Origin of the sequence: Aminiphilus sp. (genome assembly GCF_029975095.1) — a bacterium.
Taxonomy (GTDB): domain Bacteria; phylum Synergistota; class Synergistia; order Synergistales; family Aminiphilaceae; genus Aminiphilus.
In genome coordinates this window covers 1-22,453 of sequence record NZ_JARKPW010000064.1, presented here as the reverse complement: position 1 = coordinate 22,453, position 22,453 = coordinate 1, and the positions used below count along the sequence as shown (strand labels likewise).

19 protein-coding genes are annotated in these 22,453 nt (G+C 62.5%); 9 read left to right on the top strand and 10 right to left on the bottom strand.

The features are described 5' to 3' along the window. Positions 1-328: 328 nt before the first annotated feature. Positions 329-541, top strand: a complete 213-nt coding sequence (locus tag Q1K49_RS04100; protein ID WP_300523099.1) for a hypothetical protein — start codon at positions 329-331, stop codon at positions 539-541. An 84-nt stretch (positions 542-625) separates the two neighbouring features. Here Q1K49_RS04100 and Q1K49_RS04095 read toward each other — a convergent pair whose 3' ends face one another. From Q1K49_RS04095 to Q1K49_RS04055, 9 genes are all read right to left on the bottom strand, one after another. Continuing rightward, positions 626-1,519, bottom strand: a complete 894-nt coding sequence (locus Q1K49_RS04095) for a universal stress protein (RefSeq protein ID WP_300523096.1) — start codon at positions 1,517-1,519, stop codon at positions 626-628. 105 nt (positions 1,520-1,624) lie between these two features. Beyond that, positions 1,625-2,740, bottom strand: a complete 1,116-nt coding sequence (locus Q1K49_RS04090) for a permease (RefSeq protein ID WP_300523093.1) — start codon at positions 2,738-2,740, stop codon at positions 1,625-1,627. Positions 2,741-3,239: 499 nt separating this feature from the next. Then, positions 3,240-3,596 (bottom strand): putative zinc-binding protein, encoded by a 357-nt coding sequence (locus Q1K49_RS04085; RefSeq protein ID WP_300523115.1) that lies wholly within the window; start codon positions 3,594-3,596, stop codon positions 3,240-3,242. A gap of 213 nt (positions 3,597-3,809) precedes the next feature. Continuing rightward, a complete protein-coding gene (locus Q1K49_RS04080; RefSeq protein WP_300523091.1) occupies positions 3,810-4,973 on the bottom strand; it encodes a permease in 1,164 nt (387 codons plus the stop codon). 186 nt (positions 4,974-5,159) lie between these two features. After that, a complete protein-coding gene (locus Q1K49_RS04075; protein WP_300523089.1) occupies positions 5,160-5,399 on the bottom strand; it encodes a thioredoxin family protein in 240 nt (79 codons plus the stop codon). After that, positions 5,396-5,827: a metalloregulator ArsR/SmtB family transcription factor gene (locus Q1K49_RS04070; protein ID WP_300523087.1), complete on the bottom strand. Its 432-nt coding sequence runs from the start codon at positions 5,825-5,827 to the stop codon at positions 5,396-5,398. The genes Q1K49_RS04075 and Q1K49_RS04070 overlap by 4 nt, the downstream gene beginning before the upstream one ends. 215 nt (positions 5,828-6,042) lie before the next feature. Beyond that, entirely contained in the window at positions 6,043-6,402 is a 360-nt protein-coding gene (locus Q1K49_RS04065; RefSeq protein ID WP_300523085.1) for a hypothetical protein, read from the bottom strand. Further along, positions 6,399-6,827: a metalloregulator ArsR/SmtB family transcription factor gene (locus Q1K49_RS04060; protein WP_300523083.1), complete on the bottom strand. Its 429-nt coding sequence runs from the start codon at positions 6,825-6,827 to the stop codon at positions 6,399-6,401. Before Q1K49_RS04060 ends, Q1K49_RS04065 begins: the two co-directional genes overlap by 4 nt. Positions 6,828-6,996: 169 nt before the next feature. Beyond that, entirely contained in the window at positions 6,997-9,828 is a 2,832-nt protein-coding gene (locus Q1K49_RS04055; protein WP_300523081.1) for an EAL domain-containing protein, read from the bottom strand. Between the two features lie 474 nt (positions 9,829-10,302). On the opposite strand from Q1K49_RS04055, the gene Q1K49_RS04050 reads away from it, so the two are divergent. The 6 genes from Q1K49_RS04050 (at position 10,303) to Q1K49_RS04025 (ending at position 16,803) form a co-directional block, all read left to right on the top strand. Beyond that, on the top strand, positions 10,303-12,489 hold the full coding sequence (locus Q1K49_RS04050) for a methyl-accepting chemotaxis protein (protein WP_300523080.1): 2,187 nt from the start codon (positions 10,303-10,305) through the stop codon (positions 12,487-12,489). 245 nt (positions 12,490-12,734) lie between these two features. Next, positions 12,735-13,592, top strand: a complete 858-nt coding sequence (locus Q1K49_RS04045) for a DUF4198 domain-containing protein (protein ID WP_300523079.1) — start codon at positions 12,735-12,737, stop codon at positions 13,590-13,592. 70 nt (positions 13,593-13,662) lie between these two features. Beyond that, entirely contained in the window at positions 13,663-14,253 is a 591-nt protein-coding gene (gene cbiM, locus Q1K49_RS04040; protein WP_300523078.1) for a cobalt transporter CbiM, read from the top strand. A gap of 134 nt (positions 14,254-14,387) precedes the next feature. After that, positions 14,388-15,176, top strand: a complete 789-nt coding sequence (locus Q1K49_RS04035; RefSeq protein ID WP_300523077.1) for a carboxypeptidase-like regulatory domain-containing protein — start codon at positions 14,388-14,390, stop codon at positions 15,174-15,176. Then, complete coding sequence (gene cbiQ / locus Q1K49_RS04030) at positions 15,173-16,051, top strand: cobalt ECF transporter T component CbiQ (RefSeq protein ID WP_300523075.1); 879 nt, start codon at positions 15,173-15,175, stop codon at positions 16,049-16,051. The genes Q1K49_RS04035 and cbiQ overlap by 4 nt, the downstream gene beginning before the upstream one ends. Further along, positions 16,048-16,803 (top strand): ABC transporter ATP-binding protein, encoded by a 756-nt coding sequence (locus tag Q1K49_RS04025; protein ID WP_300523073.1) that lies wholly within the window; start codon positions 16,048-16,050, stop codon positions 16,801-16,803. Before cbiQ ends, Q1K49_RS04025 begins: the two co-directional genes overlap by 4 nt. Here the strand turns inward: Q1K49_RS04025 and Q1K49_RS04020 are convergent. Beyond that, on the bottom strand, positions 16,758-18,323 hold the full coding sequence (locus Q1K49_RS04020; RefSeq protein WP_300523071.1) for a histidine kinase N-terminal 7TM domain-containing protein: 1,566 nt from the start codon (positions 18,321-18,323) through the stop codon (positions 16,758-16,760). The genes Q1K49_RS04025 and Q1K49_RS04020 overlap by 46 nt on opposite strands. 370 nt (positions 18,324-18,693) lie before the next feature. Between Q1K49_RS04020 and Q1K49_RS04015 the strand changes: the two genes are divergently transcribed. Then, positions 18,694-21,189: a heavy metal translocating P-type ATPase gene (locus tag Q1K49_RS04015; RefSeq protein ID WP_300523069.1), complete on the top strand. Its 2,496-nt coding sequence runs from the start codon at positions 18,694-18,696 to the stop codon at positions 21,187-21,189. A gap of 263 nt (positions 21,190-21,452) precedes the next feature. Continuing rightward, positions 21,453-22,453 (top strand): sulfite exporter TauE/SafE family protein (locus tag Q1K49_RS04010; protein WP_300523067.1); only part of this gene is annotated, 1,001 nt, incomplete at its 3' end.

Below are 22,453 nucleotides of genomic sequence, written 5' to 3'. Positions count from 1 at the left end.
GAAGCTGTCCTTCCTAGGCAACAAGCGGGACTATGTGGTAATCTTAGCACATAAAAAGCACGCACTCTCTCGGTATTTTTGCCGAGAACCTCCGACGCACTTCCGTTTTTTCAGGCACTCCGAGGCCGAACGGCACTCTCCCCGGAAGGGGAGCACAAAACTCCGCCCCGGGCGCGCTCGAAAGAAACGACCGGTGCTTCCGGAAATGAAAGGCAGGTGATCGTCCATGAAATGTCTCCGCATCACCTCCGCATACTGGCTCGAAACCGTCCGGCGTCACGGAGGTGATTTCCGTCTCGAGTGGGAGACGTTCATCTCCGGGTGATGAATGGCTTTCAAAGGCCCGGTGGGCCTTTTCGGAAAACCGGAGAACATCGAGGGATACGAACCTTTCGCCGTGGAAGACACCGAGAAGACGGTCTGCTGGATCTCCCAAAAGGTCCTCGCCGCCTTCGCCGCATCTCCCGAAGAGGAACACCTCTTTTTCGTCGAGGGAACGGGACGCCTGCGCCTTCGTTTCGTCGAAACGGGCACGTTCTGACGCGACGCCGAAGGCTCCTCCCGACCCAATCGCCAGCAGCGAGCCCCTCTCCGCCGCCCGGAGCGAGAGCTCGCTGCCTTTTGCCTACACAGGATAGGCCATGCGATGCATGGGCACCACGAGGACCGGGCAGGGGGCCTGTTGGGCAACACGGTATGCGACGGTGCCGATACGGTACTGAGGCGACCACGCCTTTCCCTGAGCGCCGAGGAGGACAAGCGTGGCCTTCGTCGCCCTGGCCGTGTCCAGAATCGTTTCCACCGCCTGCCCCTCTTCGGCGATCACGGCGACATCCATACGGGGATGCGCTCTCTTCAGGCGCTCCGCCATGCTCTGAAACCGCTCCATCTCCAGGGCGATCAACGCCTCCATCCTCTCCCGGCATTCCTTCCCCGCTCCGGGAATTCCCTGAAACAGCGCGGCGTGATGGCGCTCGTGCACGTGAAGGATGGTCATGCGTTCCAGCTCAGGAGAGGCCGTTTCGGCGATGCGCTCCACGTATTTGAAGGCGTGCAGGGACGAGTCGGAGAGATCGCAGCCGTAAAGAACGTTCCGAAAAAGAAAATCCTCCCGTTCCATCCGCTCCAGACCGACGAGAATGGGCAAGGGGCACATCTCGAGAATCCGATAGGCGGTCTCGCCGAAGAGGCGGGCCGTCAAGGCCCGCTGGAGGGGGTGACCCTGTCCCATGACGACCAGGGAGACCTCGCGCTCCAGGGCGGTGCGGACGATCTCGTCAAAGGGAATGCCGGACCGAACGAGGATCTCCACATTCCATCCCTCTTCGATCAGGCTTTCCTCCTGTGCGGCAAGCCTGGCCTTTTCGGCCTCTCCGAGAGAGGAAATCCCCTTCCGCTCGTCCAACACGTGCAAAAGCGCCACATCCGAGGCGCCCACGCTGCGGAACGAAGCGGCGCTCCGCAGATCGCTCTCCGATGCCTCACTGAGATCGGTGAGAAGCAAAATCCGCGCAAACATGATCATCACCTCCGTCGCAACTCTCCCCCAAAGAGATCGTCCGAAGGGGAAACGCCCCGGCAAACCGGATCCCCGCCGATCCGCCTCCATTCGCGAACCGACGTGCTAGAGGGAGATCCCTGCCCAGAGGAAGACTCCTCCAGCGACAATCCCCAAAAGCACCGCAAGGGCGGCGTAAGTTCCCACCACTTTCCACCCGGCGATGCGCGACGCGCTCATCATGGAGGGAATGGAACTCATTGGACCGCCGATCATGAACGCCAGAGCCGCCGCAGGATCCATGCCGAGCCCGAGCATGGCCTTCACGAGAAAGACCTCCACCAGCGTGGGCGTGTAGGTGGGAACACCGATGAACGACCCGATCACGACACCCCGGAAGCCCGTGAGATACTTGGCCACAAGCGGTGGCGGCAGGTAGGCCTCTACGAAGGAGATGGCCGCCACACCCAAAAGGAGCACGGGAAGAATCTTTTTCGCCAGTCCGAGAGCTTCGTCGAGCCCCCGCCCGGACTTCTCCCAAAAGGACTCCTCTTCCGTCGTTCCCGCAAAGAGACGCTTGCGCCCCGCATATTCCTGTTCCTTGACTTTTCCGAAGGATGTACGGGACACCACACAGCCGATGGCCATGGCCCCCAGGGCGGAAGCGAGAAAACGCCCCACCGCGAGCTTCCAGGACAAAAGCTCCCAGGTGAAGAAGAGAGCCATCACGTTCGCCGCAGGCGCCATGAGCAAAAAGGTCACCGCAGGACCGATACCCGCCCCGGCGATGAGCAACGCGCCGAAGATGGGCAGCATGGCGCAGGAACAGACCGTCAGAATCGGCGCGGTCAGCGCCGCCGCAACGTAGGCCGAACCTTTTCCGCTCGCCAAAAGGCGACTGCAACGTTCCTGGGAGACAAAGGCGATGATGCCGCCCCCCAGACAAAAGGCGAATGTCAGAGGCCCCCAAGCTCGGGTCACGTAACTTCCTGTATAGAGCAACGGAAGCAAAGGCAGAGAAAGACTCTTCAGGTCTTTCAACACAAAGATCGGAAAAAGGGGTCTTCCCGTGATCCGCGGAACAATGATGGTCGCCGCTCCGAGGAACAGGAGCCCCCAAAAGAACATTCCCTTGAAGGAAACGCTCCGTACCGTCTCCCGAGGCAATTCCTCGAAACGAGATTTTCCTTCCTCCTTCTTTGAGGCAGCTTCTTCCTGTCGGACCGCAGTCTCTTCCTTCACGGAACACACCTCCTCCTTCTCGTTCCGTCTTCTCGTTCTGTCACCCCTTCGCCCGCCGGTCTTTTTCGGATCTTCTTCGCGTATCAGGGAAACGCCGCTCAAGAAAGACGCACCCCTCTCGATCTCCTCCATGTTTTTCCGAGGGCAGCGTTTTGTAGAGGCTTTTAGGAGAAGCGTTACGAAAGCAGAAGTATGTTTCGTGGAGACACCGGAACTCCGCACGCCGGGCCTCTCTCACGTCTATAGATGACCGCCGTGAAGAGCCCCCCTCGCTCCGGAGGAAATCCGCCGCCGCCTCCCGGACGGAGCCGCGCCTCTCCATCCTTCCTCGGGACGTTGCGTTTTTCGAGCGCGCTCGGCGTCGGCAATGAACAGCGCCAGAAAAAGGGGCATGTCGGGCAAATGTCTCCGCCTTCCCCTCCGTCATCCTGAACGGGCCGGAAAAGAGAAGGACGAAGAAAAAGAGCGCCCCCGCACGAGCGCTCCTTTCCAGCTCTTTCTACGACAGGACGTTCTCTTTCTCCTGCGCAAGAAGCTCTTTCGCCTTGGCGACGATGAGATCCAGCGTCTCCTCCGTCACCGGCGTGGCTCCTTTCTTCAAACCGAGGTCCGTGAGACGAAGATGGATGAAATCCCTTATTTCCGCTTGCTCAAGGCACTTTCGTGCGCAGTCGAGACCGCATCCATCAAGGGCAAGAACCCTGTCTGCGCTTCGGGCCGACAGGGCAAGCCCTGAAGAGCCGGTCGCCACCAAGGCAAGACAAGACATGTTCCCCTCGCCTTCCACCATCAATTTTCTTGCCGCACCATCCGCGAGAGCACCAAGATCGGCCGCTCCTGAACAGGAAAAGAGCATCCGCAAAGATCCGCCGCAACAAGAGCTGGAGCATGTGTTCGACATGGTCTTTTCCTCCCGAATTCTTCCTCTCCGCCTGCAACAGAAACATTTCCGCCCGCAGGTTCGTTTTTTACCTCTCCGCTCGTTTGTTTTTCCGACGACACCGTATTCTCTTTCCTCTCCGTTCCACCCCCCGCAGCGCCCTTCGGATTCAGACCGAACAGCCGGAACTCAGGCGGACAAAACGCCGAAAAACCATCCGGCGATCGTGGAGAGCACCACCACGATGCTCACGTAGGCGGCGGTCATCTTGGTACCGATGACGCTCCGGATGACGAGCATGTTCGGCAGCGAAAGGGCCGGTCCGGCAAGAAGCAGCGCCAGAGCGGGCCCCTTGCCCATACCTGCGCCGAGAAGCCCCTGGAGGATGGGCACCTCCGTGAGCGTGGCGAAGTACATGAACGCCCCGGAGAGGGCGGCGAAGAAGTTCGCGAAGAGGCTGTTGCCCCCGACGAGAGCGCTCACCCAGGCGCTCGGAATGAGCGCCTCATGCCCAGGGCGCCCGAGGAGAAACCCCGCCACGAGCACGCCGCCGAAGAGCAGGGGCATGACCTGGAGTGCATAGCCCCAGGTGGAGGAGAACCACTCCTGCCGCTCCTCCGCCTTGAACCAGAAGGCACTGGCAAGAACGGTGACGGCAAGAGCCGCACCCGCCACGTGCCACTTGACGGCGTACACGGAAGCCCAGAAGCTCTCCGGCACCTTCGGCGCGGCCCAGTTGGCGAAGACGAGGAACGTCACCATGCCGGCCATGTGGAGGCTCGTCTTCCAGAGCGGGCGCCCCTCTTCCTCGGGAAGCTGGGCGAACCCCTTCTGGCGGCTCTCTTCGGTGTTGCGGAAGAAGAAAGCCATGAGCACTCCCACCACCACGCTGAAGAGGACGGCCCCCACGGCTCGGGCGATGCCGAGTTCCGCCCCCAGCACCCGGGCGGTGAGGATGATCGCCAGGGCATTGATGGCCGGACCGGAGTAGAGAAAGGCCACGGCGGGACCAAGTCCCGCGCCGCGCTTGTAGATCCCCGCAAAGAGCGGGAGCACCGTACAGGAACAGACCGCGAGGATCGTTCCCGACACGGCGGCCACCGAATAGGCGACGACTTTTTTCGCCTCCGCTCCCAGGTACTTCATCACCGCCTGCTGACTCACGAAGACCGAGATGGCCCCGGCGATGAAGAACGCCGGAACCAGGCAGAGAAGGACATGCTCCCGGGCGTACTCGTGCATCATTGCCAGGGATTCGACCACGGAGCCGGCGATGCGTCCGCTCTCGGCGGGAAGGTAATAGAACACCAGGAAAAACCCCAGAATCCAAAGGAATTTCTGTCGATCACTCATCGGTCGTCACCTCGAACAGGAACTCTTCTTCGTATATGTGGCGAAAATCGCACATAAAGTTCCGAAAAAAGCCCCCGACGTGCGTCGGGGAGCTCTTCTTTTCTTGGTCCCTTCAAACAAAAGCACCAAAAACGCTCCCGAAACAGGGAGTCAATCGAGCACGGACCTGACCTGTCCCCAGTCCCGCTAGGCCATCTTCGAAAGGAGTGCCTTGGCCTCCTCGACGGAAAGAACCTTGCCTGCGGCAAGAACCTTGCCGTCCACGGCGAGCCCCGGCGTGGCCATGACGCCAAAGTCCATGATCTTGTCGATCTCCGTCACTTTTTCGATCTCAAAATCCAACCCCAACTGCGTCGCCGCCTCCGAGGCGGCCTCTGCGAGCTTCTTGCACTTGGGGCAACCGATACCGAGAATCTGGATCTTCATGAGCGCAAACCCTCCCTTCCTTTTTGTCCGCTCTTTCCTTCGCAGGATTTCCGCGGAACACCTCCGAAAACGGTCTCTTCAGGCATCTTGCCGGAACAGGGGGAGACGTGCCGATTTCTCTCCAACAGGGGACACGAAACTCCCTCCGAGACGTTTTCGCCCGTCAGTGCATCCACACAGGAAAGAATCGCCGTCAAGCAGCGCATGCGCATGCGATAGAAGACGTTGAGCCCCTCCCTGCGATCCTCGATGATGTCCAGCATGCGAAGAATGGAAAGATGCTTGCTGATGGTGGTCCGATCACAGGAAAATGCTCCGGCGATGTCGCAAACGCACCGCTCTCCCTCCGAGAGCAACTCCACGATGGCCAAACGAACCGGATGGGAGAGCCCCTTGAAGATGTCGGCCTTCTTCCGTTGCCGGTCCATCCGCACGACCTCCTCTTTGTGGCAATGTTGCCACCAAAGAATAAGCATGTCAAGCCTCCTCCCGCCCCTGTGCGGCGGGACAGTGATATTGCCATCCCTGAGCGGGACAAAGAAAAGGTCCCTTCTGGAGAACAGGGGCGACGTCTTTCGAGAGGCAAGGAGGCGCGGGACAACGCAAGGGCATCCCCCGGTGGAGCATCAGCCGACGGGAACGGTCAGGCGGTCTCGGGCAGACTCTCGAAGGGTGATTTTGAGAAGGCGAGCCGGAAGCGTCCCACGGTCTGCACGGTGAAAAGATAGTCCCCCTCCGGCATGGGCCCCATCTTTCTCCAGTTGTCCAACACATCCTTGTGGATCCGACAGGTCATCCCGCCCTCCCCCTCGATGGTGTACTCCTCGTACCCCTCTCCGCTCTCGGGAAGCCCCAGATAGGCCGCAGCACCCTTGTAGACGGAGCAACATCCCATGATGATGTTCCGCCACTGGATGAAAAAGCTCTTGGTCGGATTCTCCAGAATTTGCTCCAGCCAATAGTCGGAGGTGATGCGTATCGTGGCATTTCTCGTCTCGCTCACAGGTCGTTCCTCCGTTCTGTCCGTGCGCTTCTCTCCTGCGCCTTTTTTCTCTCCGTTTCGGGGTCCTCCCCGCCCTTTGCTCCTTCATCCGCTCCATTGCAGAACTTCGTACGCATGAAGACCCGGAGGCGCTCCCCATCCTCCCGAAGGAGACGCTCCTTCGGCAACTCCTCCAGGAGTGCCGCAAGGAAGGGGGAGCGGGCAAATGCCTCCTGGTGCAACCGGTAGTGCATCCACTGGGCCCGCCGCTCGCAGGAGACGAGACCGGCCTCCCGAAGGCGGTTGAGATGCCGGGACGCGTTGGGTTGCGACAGGCCCAACAGTTCCATGAGATCGCACACGCAGAGTTCTCCTTCGCGGAGGAGATGCAACATGCGAAGCCGGGTCTCGTCTCCGAGGACTTTCAAAAGCCGTGCCGTCTCCACGTTGTTCCACACCTCCTTCCGAGACACCGTTTCGACGACGCCAGTATATTCATCTTCAGTTATATGCGTCAAGACAAATACGCCGAACCGACTCATGAAAAAAGCCGGTTCGGCATGGGGTTTCTTTCGAAAAACCCTCGAAAGGCGACTCCCTTCGGGTGGAAAAACCTCAGTCTTTCCGGAGAGAATTCAGGAAGGGACGAATATCGCCCTCCGGGAGGGGACGGCTGAACCAGAATCCCTGGATCACATCGCAGGAGGTGGTGGTGAAGCGCACCTGCTCCTCCGTTTCCACTCCCTCGGCGATGATCTGCAGGCCCAGCTCGCGGGCGAGCTGGATGATGGCCCAGACGATGAGTTCGTTCTCCTTCCGTTCGTGCAGGTTTTGGATGAAGGAGCGGTCTATCTTCAGCGTATCCAGGGGAAGCGTCCGGAGATAGGTGAGCGAGGAGTAGCCCGTTCCGAAATCATCCAGGGCGACCCGCACGCCGTGGGACTTGAGCACCCTGAGATTCTCCAGGCTCGTCTCATAGGACGTGAGCAAGGCTGTCTCGGTGATCTCCACCTCAAGCGCCTCCGGAGGCAGCTCCGTCTCCTCCAGAATGCGAAGCACCTCCCAGGCGAATCCCTCCTGCTGAATCTGCCGCGTGGAGAGGTTGACCGCCATGTGGTGCACTTCGCCGACATCGCGGAGTTCCCTGGCGAAACGGCAGGCCCGACGCAGGGCGAACTCACCGAGGGGGAAGATGAGCCCGGAACTCTCCGCCACCGGCACGAACTCGCCGGGAGAGATCCATCCGAGTTCCGGGTCGTTCCAGCGGAGCAGCGCCTCGAACCCGACCACGCGCCTGGAGACGGCGGAGAAAAGAGGCTGGTAGTGCAGCGAGAGCAGCTCCTGCGAGACCGCATCGCGGAGACGACGCTCCAGATCGACCCTCCGGAGCAGGTCCTGATTGAGGCTCTCCTCGTAGAAGACCAGGTCCCCGCGGCATTCCGCCTTGGCCTTGTGCAGGGCCATGTCGGCCTTCTTGAGCAGTTCCCCCGGGTCCGTCCCGTCATCCGGAAAGAGCACCACCCCTGCGGTGAGGGAATAAAAGTGCGATGTTCCCTCGTCGGCGAAGGGATCGGCAAAGGTTCCGAGCAGGCGCCGTGCGTAGGATTCGATCTCCTCCCGGGAATCTTCCCCCTCCCGGAGCACCAGGAATTCGTCGCCTCCTACTCGGGCCACAAGATCCCTTTCCGTGGAAACCGCGAGAAAACGCCTTGCCGCATCCTGGAGGACCAGATCTCCACTGGCATGCCCCAGGGAATCGTTCACGATACGGAAATCGTCCACGTCGAGGAAAAGCAGGGCACCTCTGGTTTCTCCGTTCCGCGCACGCCGGAGCACTTCGTCGAGACGTTCCAGCAGAAGGCGCCGGTTCGGAAGATCCGTCAAGGCGTCGTAGTAAGCCATGCGGTGAATCTGTTCGTCCCGAAGCCGTTCTTCGGTGATGTCGAGCATGAAACCCATGACGCTCGTGACGTTTCCTTCCTGTCTGATGGGTGCGAGGATGTTGCGATAATGCCGGACCGTTTCGTTTCTGGGGTCCTTCGCCTGCACCTCGAAATCCACCACGGCACCGGCCCTCGCCTGGCGGAGTTTTTCCCCCCAAAGTTCTCCGGAACCCCGATCGCAATTCGCCTCCTCGTCTCTCCTGCCGAAAAGGTTCCCCCGCTTGGCAAGAGAAAGATCGTTCTGGAGGATGATCCGCCCTTCCATGTCATGGACCCAGAATTCGACGGGAAGATTGCGCACCAGCGCCTCCATGAGCGCACGATGCTGCTGGAGCCGCTCTTCCGCGTTGCGCCGATCCGAGATGTCTCTGATGATGCTCTGCATTGTGCCGTCGGGAAGGCGCTTCGTCCGCATTTCCACCCAGAAGGACGTTCCATCCCGGCGAAGGAGCTTTCGCTCGTTCGTCACAGTGGCGCCTCGTTGCAGCTCTTCCCTTTGCAACGGTTTCCGGCGCAATTCATCCAGGGGAAAAAGCTTTTCCACAGGACGTCCGAGCATCTCCTCCAGAGAGAAGCCCGTCCATGCCAGGATCTGGGCATTCACCTCCAGGACGCCCAAGTGTTCATCCGCCCGAACAAGCCCGTCCACGGCCTCTTCGAAAAAGACCTGGAGCTGCTCCTCCCGCTCCCGGAGGCGGCGTGTCGCGCTCCGCATGTCCTCATAAAGGGAGAGAAATCCTGAAAGCAGCCGTTCCGCCTCGGAACCGGGGCGATACTGCACCACGGGAAGATCCGGCACCTTTTCGGGATGGTTCCTGAGCTCGTCGATGGCGGCGGTGAGCGCGGCATAGCTCGAGAAGAGCGGCTTCAGCAGGCGCGCCGCAAGGGAGAGTCCTCCACCGAGGAGGACGAGGGAAAGTAGGAGGACTTTTCCCATGAAAAGACGAAAATCTTTCTCCAGATCGGTCACGTACATCCCCGTACCGATGTAGCAGGACAGTTCCGGAATCCCCGCCACATAGGAGATTTTTCGCTGCGGTTCCGCGGAATTCGGCGGCGGATACTCGTAGGAGACGTAGCCGCCGCCGGCCCTCGCTCTCTCGACGAGGGCCCGGATGATGAACACGCCCCGGGAATCCCGGAGTTCCGCCTGATTCGTGCCCTCCTTGGCGCGTTCGTAGGGCTGCACGAGCATGGTGCCGTCGTAGTCGCTCATGAAGACGTAATTGGGACCGAACACATCGTCGTAGGTCATGCGTCGGATAAGGTCCGTCACCTGACGAAGCGCCTCCTCCTTCGGCAACATACCCTGATTGTACCGGGCAAGGATCGGCGCGACGGAACGGGAGGCCACCTGGACAATGCGCCGGATCTCGTTCCGACGCTGCTGCTCCAGGTTTTTCAACTGAGCGACGTACAGAAACACGAACAAGGCCGCCAGGGCGACCATCAGCGCGGTCACGGAGAAAATCAGGCGCGTCCTCGTGTCATCGAAGCGTCTCATTGAGAAGAGCATCTCCCGACTTCCTTCCCCTGCAGGACGAAATGATCCGTCACGATTCTTCGATGGAGTTCCCCGGCTCCATTATGGGACGTTCCCTCGCTTTTGACAATCATTACAACGGTCTAAGAAAGTGAAGCGACCACGCTTCACTTTCCGCACGGCCGAAGTTTTCAGCCCGAGCGCCGCTCAGTCACGATGGGATGCGTACACCTGCGGGAAAGTGGGCGTCCCCTTAGTGCGGGAATCTGGATGTCCCTTGACGACAGGGAACACCATCTGCAACGGGAAACGCTTCTGCACAGTTCTGTCATACTGCTTCATGACCATCTTTGTTTTCTAACAAAACAAAAAGACATACGCTTGAACGATTGTAGTTCTTCTTTTACACTGAGAGTGAAAACCCGTACATTTCCGGGAGAAACCGCGCCGGGAAAGATCGACCCGAAAAGAGTCGAAGAGAGGGGGGGAAGAGTCATGTCATCGCTTTCGCGACATCCACAGAAAACCGCTCGGTCGTCCGCCTCGGAAAAAGGACATTCGCCCCGAAAGGACCCACGGCAAACATCCGCCGAGACGACAGGAAGAGAAATCCGGGGCATCTCATTACGCCAGAAACTCCTGGGGACCACCGTTCTGGTGGTTCTGCTCGCCGTGCTCGCCACCACGGGTACCGCAGTCTACATCTTCTCCGTCACCATGGAGGAAGAGGCCGGGGGGGACGCGGAACTCGCCGTGAACGGACTGGAGCAACTCCTTTTCCGGCAGCGGGACAGAACGGAACTGCTCGCCCGGAATCTGGCACGCTTCGGGGACGTGGTCGACGCCGTCCGGGAGGGAGATACGCGGATCGTCCTGGAACGGTTGACGCCGCTGGCGAAGGAGCAGGGTCTCGATTTTGTGACCGTCACGAATGCCGAGGGCATCGTGGTGGCCAGGACACACAGCCCGGAACAGAAGGGAGACAGTGTCCTCGGCCAAAGCAATGTCCGAGAGGCCCTGAAAGGGCACACCTACGCCGCGGTGGAGTCCGGCACGGTGGTCCGCCTCTCCACCCGGTGCGGCGTTCCTCTTCTGGACGGAGAAGGACGGATCGTGGGCGTGGTGAGTGCGGGCATCTCCCTCGAAAATTCTTCTCTCGTGGACGAGGGAAAGAAGCTCTACGGCACGGAGATGACGGTCTTCATCGGCGATGAACGCCTCAGCACCACCATCGAGAGGGACGGCACGCGCCTTGTCGGGACAAAGCTCGATCCCTCCATCGCCAGGATCGTCCTCGAAGAGGGCAGGCCCTACGCAGGAAGAGCCGAAATCCTCGGCGCCCCCTACATCACCGCGTACAAACCTCTCCTCGGGCCCGACGGAAAACCTCTGGGCGCCCTCTTCGCGGGAGCACCGCTGGAAACGCTCATCGACGCCAGGAATTCCGTGCTCCGCATGGTGCTCCTCATCGGGGCGGCGGTCCTCGCCGGAGCCATCGGCGTGTTCACGATTCTCTCGGGACGTATCGTGAACCCCCTCCGCCGGGTCGCGGATCTGGCGCAACGAGCGGGAGAGGGGGATCTCTCCTTCGGCAGGGAGGACTTCGGCGTCTCCAGCCGGGATGAGCTGGGTTCCATGGCGGACGCCCTGGCGACCATGATCTCCCGCCAGAGGGACATGGTCATGGAGGTGCAGCGGGAAGCCCGTCGTTTCGCCGCCGCTGCGGAATCGCTTTCGGCCTTCTCGCAACAATCCGTGGCATCCATGGAAGAGGTGAAGAAATCCCTCGGAAAAGCAAACACTCTTTCGGAGGCGAACGCCGCCGCGCTGGAGGAGACGAATGCCGGAGTGGAGGAGGTCGCCTCCAGTGCCTCCACCACCGCCTCCAGCGCCACCGAGGGAGCCGAGGCCTCGGCGGCGACGACCCGCATGAGCGACGAGGCGGCTCACCAGGTGGAGGAGACGGTGCGAAAGGTCCGAAGCGCCGGAGAAAAATCCCGTGAGACCGCGACGGTCGTCGAGACCGTCGGACGTTCCGTGGAGTCCATCACGAGCTTCATCGCCACGATCCGCAACATCGCGGACCAGACGAACCTGCTCGCGCTCAATGCCGCCATCGAAGCCGCCCGGGCGGGCGAGGCGGGACGGGGTTTCTCCGTGGTGGCGGAGGAAGTCCGCAAACTGGCGGAAGAGTCGGCCACCGCGGCGCGGGAAGTGGAAACGCTGGTTTCGTCCCTGACGCAACAGACCGACGGAGCGCTTCGCTCGTCGAAGGATGTGGAAACACTGACGACCCAGGCCGTCGCGGACTCCGAAGAGGCGCGGAAACGCCTTGCTGCGGCGCTCACGGAGATCGCCCGCCTCGACGATGTCATGCAGAACATCGCCGCCGCCGCGCAACAACAAGCCGCTGCAAGTTCGGAAATGGCGCAGAGCGTGGACCAGGTCACCAAGGCCACGGCGGAAACAGTGCGCCTCATGGAGGGCATTCGCACCGCCACGGACGAGACGACCCATGCGGCAAGCCGTGTGGCGGAAGAATCCGAGACGCTTTCCGCGGGAGCGACAACGCTTCGGAGTCTTCTGGAGCGCTTCACCACCGGGGAAACCGATTCCGGGGATGCTGCCGGAGCACTTCCTCCGCCTGAAAAACACCGACTTCCGGCAAAGCCGGAACGGTAGCGCGGAACCCTCCTTTTCCGGAAAACACGCTCCGAAGACTTGCGAAAAACGCACGGCAATGCCCCGAGCCCCGGACATTTCTCCGGGGCTCGTTCTGTTTGCCGGAGAACGCGCACCTCCGCACATTCCGCCCGCAACAGCCACGTTTCGCTTGACAAAGGGAGGATCAAGGATGACACTGTTTTTCAAATTAGTGGCACCTCCTTCGCATGATTTCCGAAGTGTGCCCGAGGAGGCTGAATATCATGGTCGAAACGCACTGCACCCGATTCCGTTCCGCTCCGTCGTGCCCCAGAAAAACACGTTTTCCCCGACCCTTCCAAAAAGAAAGCTTGTGTTCCCTCTTCGTTCTGACGTTTCTCTTCTCTCTTCTTTGGGCCGGCGGCGCCTCCGCCCATTTTCAGGTGATCCTTCCGGACAGAAACATCGTCGCCCAGGGAGAGTCACGGACGATCACCCTGGACCTCCGTTTTACCCATCCCTTCGAAGGACAGCTCATGAACATGGCATCGCCGCTGCGCTTCGGCGTCGTCATCCGGGGGGAGACCACGGATCTTTTGGGCACGCTCACGAAGGTGGAACATCCCGGTGGGCTTCTTTCCTGGAAGGGCTCCTTCGATGTCACGCGCCCCGGGGACCACATTTTCTTCGTGGAACCCGAGCCCTACTGGGAGCCTGCGGAGGGGAAATACATCGTGCACCTCACGAAGACCGTGGTGAACGTCTTCGGCATGGAGGAAGGATGGGATGAACCGGCGGGCCTCCGGGCGGAGATCCTGCCCCTCACCCGCCCCTACGGCCTCTGGGCCGGCAATTCCTTCACCGGGCAGGTTCTCGTGGAGGGAAAACCGCTCGCGGGAGCGGAGGTCGAAGTGGAATTTCTCAACGACGACGGCGCCGTGAAGGCCCCGGCGGATCCCTTTGTCACCCAGGTGGTGAAGACCGACGACCGGGGGATCTTCTCCTACACCATGCCCTGGGGAGGCTGGTGGGGGTTCGCCGCCCTCGCGGAAGCCCCGGAGACGAAAAAGGCCCCCGACGGCACCGACGCACCTCTCGAACTCGGCGCCGTGCTCTGGGTCCGGACCGAGAACCGTCCGTAGGCCGGAACCGGGCACAAAAAAGAAGCCTGCCTCTGCAGGGATCTTCGAAGGCAGGGAAAGGATCTCATTCATGCACATCGCGGAAGGAGTGCTCTCTCTGCCCGTGCTCGTCACGGGAGGTGCCGTGGCTGCCCTGGGCACTGCGGTGGGGCTGCGACATCTCGACGCGGACACCATCCCCCGGGCGGGGGTCGTGTCCGCCGCCCTCTTCGCGGCGTCGCTCATTCACGTGCGCCTCGGCGCATCGAGCCTGCATCTGGTCCTGAACGGCGTGGCGGGGCTCCTGCTGGGGAGCGCGGTCTTCCCGGCCTTTCTCGTCTCGCTCTTCCTGCAGGCCGTGCTCTTCCAGTTCGGCGGCCTGCTCGTGCTGGGGGTGAACACGGCGGTCATGGCCTGTTCGGGCTTCGCCGCGGGAATGGCGGCACGGTTTCTCCTCCGCCGGGGAACCCCCACTTTTGTCGCGGGCTGCATCGCCGGAGGCGGAGGACTTCTCGGCGCGGCGCTTCTCGCCGCCGCGGCACTTGCCGCGAGCGGCGAAGCCTTCGGTGCCGGCGCCCGACTGCTTCTGGTGGCGCATCTCCCCCTCGCGGCGGTGGAGGCCGCCGTGGGAGGCTGTGCTTGCACCCTGCTGCTCCGTCGCTTTCCAGATCTGTTTCAGTAGATTCATGTAGACTTATGAAAGCCACTTCCGGAAAGAAGCTTATCCGTTCCGGAAAGCTTTCCGTCATGATCCAAAACTCCTCTGGGAAAGAGGAGAAGAGGTGCGCACCCTAAATGCCTGGAGGCTTGTGCATCATGAGCGGAAAAAACTTCTGCGGTACCCCTTCTGCGGAGCAGAAAACATCCCGAGAGCATCGTTCCGCGTCACGGCGGCATTTCCGCACCGACATGTCACTGCGGGCCGTGCTTCTCGTCCTCTGCCTGGCCCTGCTCGGCATCACCCTCGCGCCCCGTGCGGGCGAGGCCCATCGTCTCCTCGTCTTCGCCTACGTGGAGGGCGGAATCCTCTCGGGCGAGGCCTACTTCAACGACGGCGCCCCGGTAAAGCAATGCCCCGTGTCCGTCACCGACGACGAGGGGCGGGAAACCGTCTCGGGAACCACCGACGAGGGAGGCCGCTTCGCCCTCGTTCTTCCCGAGGGACTCCCGGCGAAAACACTCCTCGTCTCCGTGAACGGCGGCGGCGGCCACAAGGGAACATTCCGCCTCGACATGCCCGATGGGGGCTCTCCCCCGGAGAAAGCCGCCCCGGCTGCGGGAACAGCCTCCGGCACCGTCCTGGCGGAGCAAACCCGGCAGCCCACGCCGCCCGAGACTCCCTCCGGCGCACTTCCGTCCCCGGAAGCACTGGAAACGTTTTTCACCGCGACTCTGGAGAAGGCTCTCGACGAAAACGCCGCCCTGCGGCGCGTGGCGCTTCTGGAGGGGAAGCTCGCGGCTCTCCAGGAGGAGCTTCTCGTCCTCCGCCGGGAACTCGCCGGACCACGCATACCGGAGATCCTCGGCGGAATAGGGTACATCATCGGCATCACCGGAGCCGCGCTCTGGGCGCTTTCCCGCAAAGGCGGGAGCGGAAAGAGATGAACGAACGCATTTCTCCCGCAGAACGGCCGCACCCGGAACGAAGGGAAGCGGAAGGAGCCGCAGGGCGCGCACGGCGCGATCCGGACGACTTCCGCTCCTTGCCGACCTTCGGATGGGCCGATACCGAAGAGGCCTGCTGCGCCTCCCTCGCCCCGGAGCGGAGAGGCGAAACGGGCGGCACCGGCAACGTGCCGTTTCTGGAAAAGCTGCCCCCCGCCTCCCGGGTGCTTCTTGCGGTGTGTTTCGCCTGCGCCGCCACTCTGGCTACGTCCCTTTCCGCCCAGGCGCTCCTTCTGGTCTACGGAGGCGCGCTGCTCCTCCTCTCCGGAGTCTCTCCGGGCCGTGCGGCGCGGCGTCTCCTGCCCCTGTGGGGAATGCTTCTCCTCCTCTGGGTGACGCTTCCCTTCGGTGCGCCCTCCCTCCGGGAAGGAACCACTCTCGCCCTTGCGGTGACGCTCAAGGCGACGGGGGCGCTCCTGGCCTTTCTCGCCCTGCTGGGAACGCTGCCGCCGGAAGAGCTGTTCCGCACCCTGGGTCGTTTCGGCGTGCCCCCCAAGCTGCTCCTGCTCTTCCACTTCACCCACCGTTACGCCTTCGTCTTCCGGGACGAGGCGGAGCGAGTCCTCAAGGCCATGCGCCTTCGCGGCTTTGCCGCGGGCCTGTCGCGGGAGAGCCTTCGCGGATGGGGATACCTGGTGGGGAGCATTCTGGGGCGAAGCCTGGACCGGGCGGAGCGTGTCGCGGCGGCCATGCGCCTTCGTGGTTTTACGGGAACGCTGCCGGCCATCGAGGAACCGCTTCCCCGGGGCAAGCGCCTCTGGACCGCCGGAGCGGTGGCCGCACCGCTTTTGTGCATCCTTCTCCTGGCGCAATGACCGCTTCTCGTACAGGCTCCGTCTCCGCAGGCCCGCCGCTCCTTGAGGCACGCACGCTCTCCTTCTCCTATCCCCGCCAGAGGGAGATCCTCCGAAACATCTCCCTCGCCCTGCGGAAAGGAGAACGACGTTCTCTCCGGGGCAGCAACGGCGCGGGCAAGACCACGCTCCTGCATCTCCTGGTTGGACTGCTCCGCCCGACGGAAGGGGAGATCCTCTTCGACGGAGCGCCCGTGACGGACAGACAGAACCTGGCCCGTCTTCGCGCCTCCGTGGGACTGCTCTTCCAGGATCCGGACGACATGCTCTTCTGCCCGTCCCTTCTGGAGGACGTGACCTTCGGACCGCTCAACCTCGGTGTTTCCAAGGAAGAAGCCCGCAGGAGATCCCTCGACGTTCTGGAGCGGCTCGGCCTGACGCATCTTGCCTCCCGCCCTCCTTATACGCTTTCGGGGGGTGAGAAACGCCTCGGCGCCCTGGCGGCGCTCCTCTCCATGGAGCCGAAGGTCCTCCTCCTGGACGAGCCCACCGGGGGTTTGGATGAAAGGGCCTGGGGCGTGCTCGTGGAGGAGCTTTCCCGAAACTCCGCGGCACTGCTCGTGGCTTCCCACGACGAGGAGTTCCTCGCCGCCGTCGCCCCCGAAGGGTTTCTGCTCCGGGAGGGAACGCTCGCTTCATTTCCGCCTGAAGAGAACCTCCGGGAGCATCACCCCGCCACGACGCAGCAGCGCCCCCGCCGCTTCGCCTCGTAGAGGCGGCGGTCCGCCAAGGCGATCAGGAGATCCGTCGCAAGCGCGCCGCGAAGGCTTTCTTCCTCAACGGAGGCGACTCCGGCGCTGAAGGACACTCTGAGGGATTCGTTTCCCCACGGAAAAGGAATGCGGCGTGTGCGGGCCAGCAGGCGCAACGTACGACATACGGAAGCCCGAAGCCCCTTCCCGGGAAAAAACAGAATGAACTCTTCGCCCCCGAAACGTCCCACCACGTCCTCCGGCCCCAGATGCGCCTCGAACAGTTCCACGAGCCCCCGAAGCACCGCGTCACCGGCGGGATGTCCGTAGGTGTCGTTGATCCGCTTGAAATGGTCCAGATCGAGAAAGGCCATGGAAAAAACGAACCCTTCGCGGAGGTGACGCTCGATTCCCTTCCGGAGAAGTTCTTCCATATACCGCATGGTGTACGCCCCCGTGAGAGAATCCCGACAGGCCATCTCCCGGAGTCGCTCCTCCGCGACATGCCGTTTCGTTACGTCTCCCAGGAGAAAGAGTATCCCCGGAACCTCTCCGTTTTTCCCCGGAAGAGGGCGACGGCGCACATCCAGGTAGCGCGTGTCTCCGTCGGCCCCGGCGAGGGCAACCTCCCGCCGAAGCGGTTCGCTGCCGTCGAGCAGCGGAAGAATTTCCTCCCATTCCGCGAGCAATTCTCTGGCGGAAGTTCCCATGAGAACGGCACGTCGTTCCCGCACTCCAAGCAGCTCCTTCATGGCGGGATTCATGTCGATGATCCTTCCGTGCGTGTCCGTCACCAACACCCCGTCGTCCATGATCTCCACCAGAAGATTCCGGGCGATGGGCAGGAGATCGAGCATGCGGTACCGGGTCATGCCCAGAAAGAGACACAGCCCCGCCAGGGCCATGCCCAGGGGTGTCCAATCCCGATGGGAGAAACGGAAGAGATAGAACACGCTTCCGAGAAGAGCGAACAGACTCCCCGCAAGAATCGTGACGATCTGCCCCCGATAGGCGGCGGGAAGAGCCCGGAGGACCGAGACGAAACGGACAATCCCGAGAAAGACCAGTCCGTAGAAATAGACCACGAAAAGAGAAAACCACGGCCCTCGTCCGTAGGTGGCGATGTTCGTCGACACATCGATGACAACCCAGGACCAGAGAAGGTTGTGAAAGGAGTTCGTGGCCGCCACGAGCACCGTCGCGGCGGGAAAGAGCGACACGGCGACCACGTGCCTCGCCGAAAGACGCCGTCGATGATAGCCGAACGTTCTGGACACCAGATAAAAACAGACCGGAGCCGCGACGATTCCCGGATAGGCGACTGCGGACCAGAACATCTTCAGGGGCACCGTGGTGGCCGCGAGCTCGAACACGTCGGGCAACGCCCACGCCGCGGCGGCGAGCTCCAGACACACCAGCGCGGGTGCCCCCGGCACGTTCCATCTTCGAGCCATGACGGCGGCGACGACGAGCATGACCAACGCCGCCAGAAGATAGGCCACACTGGCTCCGTCGAACCGGTAGAGCGAAAGGTCGAACATGGCGACCTCCTCTCGCGCTTTCCGTGAATCGAAATGTTTGTCCCGAGAGAAAACTTTGATCAACCGGAACAGTGCACCTCGCGTGCGTTGAGGTACAATTCGAAATCCAACATCGAAAAGTTTTCATTTTCACACGGAAAGCAGTTTTCCCGCTTTCTCTCTGCCTTGCAAAAGAGTATACCAAAGAGTGCCTCTTCTTTCCTTGCATGGGACACACTTCGGAGAGAATGCTCCGTGAGTCTTTACGATACCGAAAACTACCGATGTAGGGTATCCGGTCTCTCTGATAGACTGGGCGAGATGTATTTCCTACTATTCTGGTAGAATTTCGCGACAACGCTGCAAAAGCCGTAACCAAGGAGGAATTTCCGTGACGGAGACGACAAAGAAGATCACCCTCGACGTGGGAGGCATGCACTGCACCGCCTGCGCCGCTTCGGTGGAAAGGGCCTTGCGGAAACTCGACGGTGTGCGGGAGGCATCGGTGAACTTTCCCCTGCACCTCGCCGTCGTCGAGGCCGATGCGGGCCTCGATCCGGCCCTGCTCGTCGGGACGGTGGAAAAACTCGGTTTTACCGCACTGGTGAAGGAGAATCCCCTCTCCGGAGGCGCACGGCGCCTGAGCTTTTCCGTGGAGGGGATGCACTGCGCCGCCTGTGCACGCACGCTGGAGCGGGAGCTGGCCAAGGTGGCGGGGGTCCGCGCCGCATCGGTGAACTTTCCCCAGAAGCGGGCCTTCGTGGAGGCCGACCCGGAAGGAATCTCCGCCGGGTCGCTCGAAGAGGCGGCGGGAAAGGTCGGCTTTGGGCTGAAACCCTTGGCGAAATCCACCGAGGCGGAGGATCTGGCGGGCAGGGAACTCTCCGAGGCGAAACGCCGCATGGTCTTTGCCTGGAGCCTGGGCATCCCCTCGGCAATCCTCATGATCCTCCACGAGATGGGGATCAAAATTCCGCCGGATCTCACCCAGCATCTTCTGCTGGAGCAGCTCTTGAGCGGAGCCATTCTCTTCTGGGCGGGCTGGGACACCATCTCCCGGGCGTTCAAGCAGATCCTTCGCCTGCAGACGAGCATGGACACCCTCATCACCCTCGGCACGCTGGCGTCCTTCGCGTCGGGACTCCTGAAGATCGCCGGGCTGCCCGTGGTGAGCTACGCCATGGTGGGTGGCATGATCATGGCCTTCCACCTCACCGGGCGTTACCTGGAGACGGGAGCGCGCACCCGGGCGACGAAGGAGATCGCCAAACTGCTTGAAATGGGCGCCAAGCGCGCCACGGTGGAGCGGAACGGTGCCGTGATCGAGGTGGACGTGGAAGCGCTCGTCCCCGGCGACGTGATGCGCGTCCGCCCCGGGGAGAAGATCCCCCAGGACGGCGAGATCGTGGAGGGAACGAGCAGCATCGACGAGTCCATGATCTCCGGCGAGCCGCTGCCGGTGGTCCGCAAGGCCGGAGAGGCCGTCACGGGGGCCACCATCAATCTCGACGGCTTCTTGCGCATCCGGGTCACCCGCATCGGCGCGGAGTCCTTCCTCTCCCAGATCATCTCCCTCGTCCAGGAGGCCCAGGGAACGAAGGTGCCCATCCAGGCCTTCGCGGACCGCATCACCTCGGTATTCGTGCCCGTCGTCACCGTTCTGTCGGCGCTTTCCTTCGCGCTGCTCTTCTTCCTCCCCGACGTGTTCGCACCCTTCATCGCCGCGGCCTCCCGGCTTCTTCCCTGGGTTCCGCCGGACATGCCCGTCTTCTCCAGGGCGCTCTCGGCGGCCATCGCCACGCTGGTCATCGCCTGCCCCTGTGCGCTCGGGCTCGCCACACCCACGGCGCTCATGGTGGGCACGGGCATGTCCGCCAAACGGGGCGTTCTCTTCCGGAACGGCGAGGCCGTGCAGACCATGAAGGCCGTGGACGTGGTGCTCCTCGACAAGACCGGAACGGTCACCCTCGGGCGCCCCAGGGTCGAGCGCATTGCTCCTGCCGCGGGAATGACCGAGGCGGATCTCCTCCGTCTCGCCCTGGCCCTGGAAGCCCCCTCGGAGCATCCTCTGAGCCGGGCCATCGTGGAGCACGCCGCAAAGGCAGGCATGACCGCCGAGCCGGTGGAGCGCTTTAAGGTGACGCCCGGACGGGGCGTGAGCGGCGTGGTGGACGGGAGGACGGTCTACGCGGGGAATCTCGCGTGGCTCTCCGAGACGAACTCCGACGCGTCCTCCGGAAAGGACGTTCTTTCCGAGGAACTCGCCAGGGCACTCGAAGAGGGCACCGCCGCCGCCGCCACACCGGTGGTGCTCTGGGACGAGGAGCGCGTGCTCGGCCTCTTCCTTCTCGCCGACGAAATCAAGCCCGAGAGCGTCGCCTCGGTGGAGCGTCTTCGGCACATGGGCAAGAAAGTGGTGCTCGTCACCGGAGACGTGCGGCGCTCCGCGGAACGCATCGGCGCCATGCTCGGCATGGACGAGATCGTGGCGGAAGTCCTCCCCCAGGACAAGATGAGCGTGGTGGAACGCTTCCAGGCCGTGGGACACACCGTGGCCATGGTGGGAGACGGCATCAACGACGCCCCGGCCCTCAAGAAGGCGAACGTCGGGCTCGCCATGGGCACGGGAACGGACATCGCCCGGGAGGCCGGGGACGTGGTGCTCGTCCGGGGCAACCTGGAATCCCTCGTGGAGGCCTTCCTCATCGCCGACGCCATGTTCCGGAAGATCCGACAGAACCTCTTCTGGGCGTTCTTCTACAACGTGGTGGCCATCCCCCTGGCCTTCGTGGGGCTTCTCCATCCCCTTCTCGCCGAGGCGGCCATGGCGCTGAGCTCCATCAACGTGGTGACCAACTCCCTGCGCCTCCGCAAGCTCCGGTTCTGATTCCGGACCGCGAGCAGGAAAGAGGACAGCACGGCGCTGAAAAAACGCTTTTTCCCTTCCCGGCAGGAAACGTAGAGACAAGATGCGTCAGACAGGGAATGCCTGTGACATGTGAGCAAGGCACGGAGCAAGAGCGCCCCATGACCGCCGAGGATTTCTTTCCGCGATTGCGAAATCCGATGGGTAAGGCTGTTCGGGAGAGACCGCAGGGCTTCCTTGGGGCAGAAAGAGGGGCCTGCGTTTGAGGAGGGATGGAGACGATCATGGCAGGAAAAGATGAAAAACGAGCAGGGCCGGAAAGGCCGGGAAAGGCGACGCCTCCGCAGAAGGGCTCGGCAAGGGCCCAAGGAACCCCGGGCCCCGCAGCGGAGGCGGAAACTCCAGCGCCTGCACTGCGGGAGAACGAGCCGGGGGCCCGGGTGCGCCGCTTCGTTCGGGGGATGCACTGCCCCGCCTGCGAAGCCCTCGTGGCGGAACGGATCGGCGAACTGCCCGGGGTGCGGCACGTGCGCGCCTCTCTGGCGGAGGGAACGGTGACGATCACCCTCGCGAAGCCGGAGCACGCGACGGCTTCCGGAACCCGCGAAAGCGGCGAGGCATCGCCGCAGGACCCGTCGGAAACGGGGACACGGCACGTCCTCTCCCCGGAGAAACTCGGAGAACTCTTCGCCGACCAAGGGTACCTCTTCGCCGAAACGCCCTTCGACGACGCGGGGGGGCGCCTCCGGGAGTTCGCCCTCGCCGGAGGGACGGTCCTCCTCGCGGCGGCGTTCTTTCTTTTTCTGGAGCACAGCGGCATCCTTCATCTCGTCCTCGTGGACACGTCGTCGGCGCTTCCCGCCTTCGTCCTCTTCGGCCTGCTCGCGGGCATTTCGAGCTGCGCCGCTCTCGTGGGAGGGCTGGTGCTCTCCTTCTCCCGCTCCTGGGGGACCGACGGAAGCGGAAAATCGTGTCTGTCCTTCAACCTCGGCCGCCTCGTCGCCTACGGCGCGGCGGGGGCACTTCTCGGATCGCTGGGAAGTGCCTTCCGGATCTCCGCTCCCGCCGCAGCGCTTCTGGTCTTCGCCGCCTCCTTCGTCATGGCGGCTCTGGGGCTCCAGATGCTCGGCGTTCCCGGCGCGGAACGGCTCCGCGTCCCCTTTCCGGGAGGGGGGACATCCCGAGGAAAAAAGGGCACCCGGACACCCTTTCTCCTCGGCGCCTCCACGGTGCTCCTTCCCTGCGGCTTCTCCATCACCGTCCAGGGCACGGCGCTTTTGTCGGG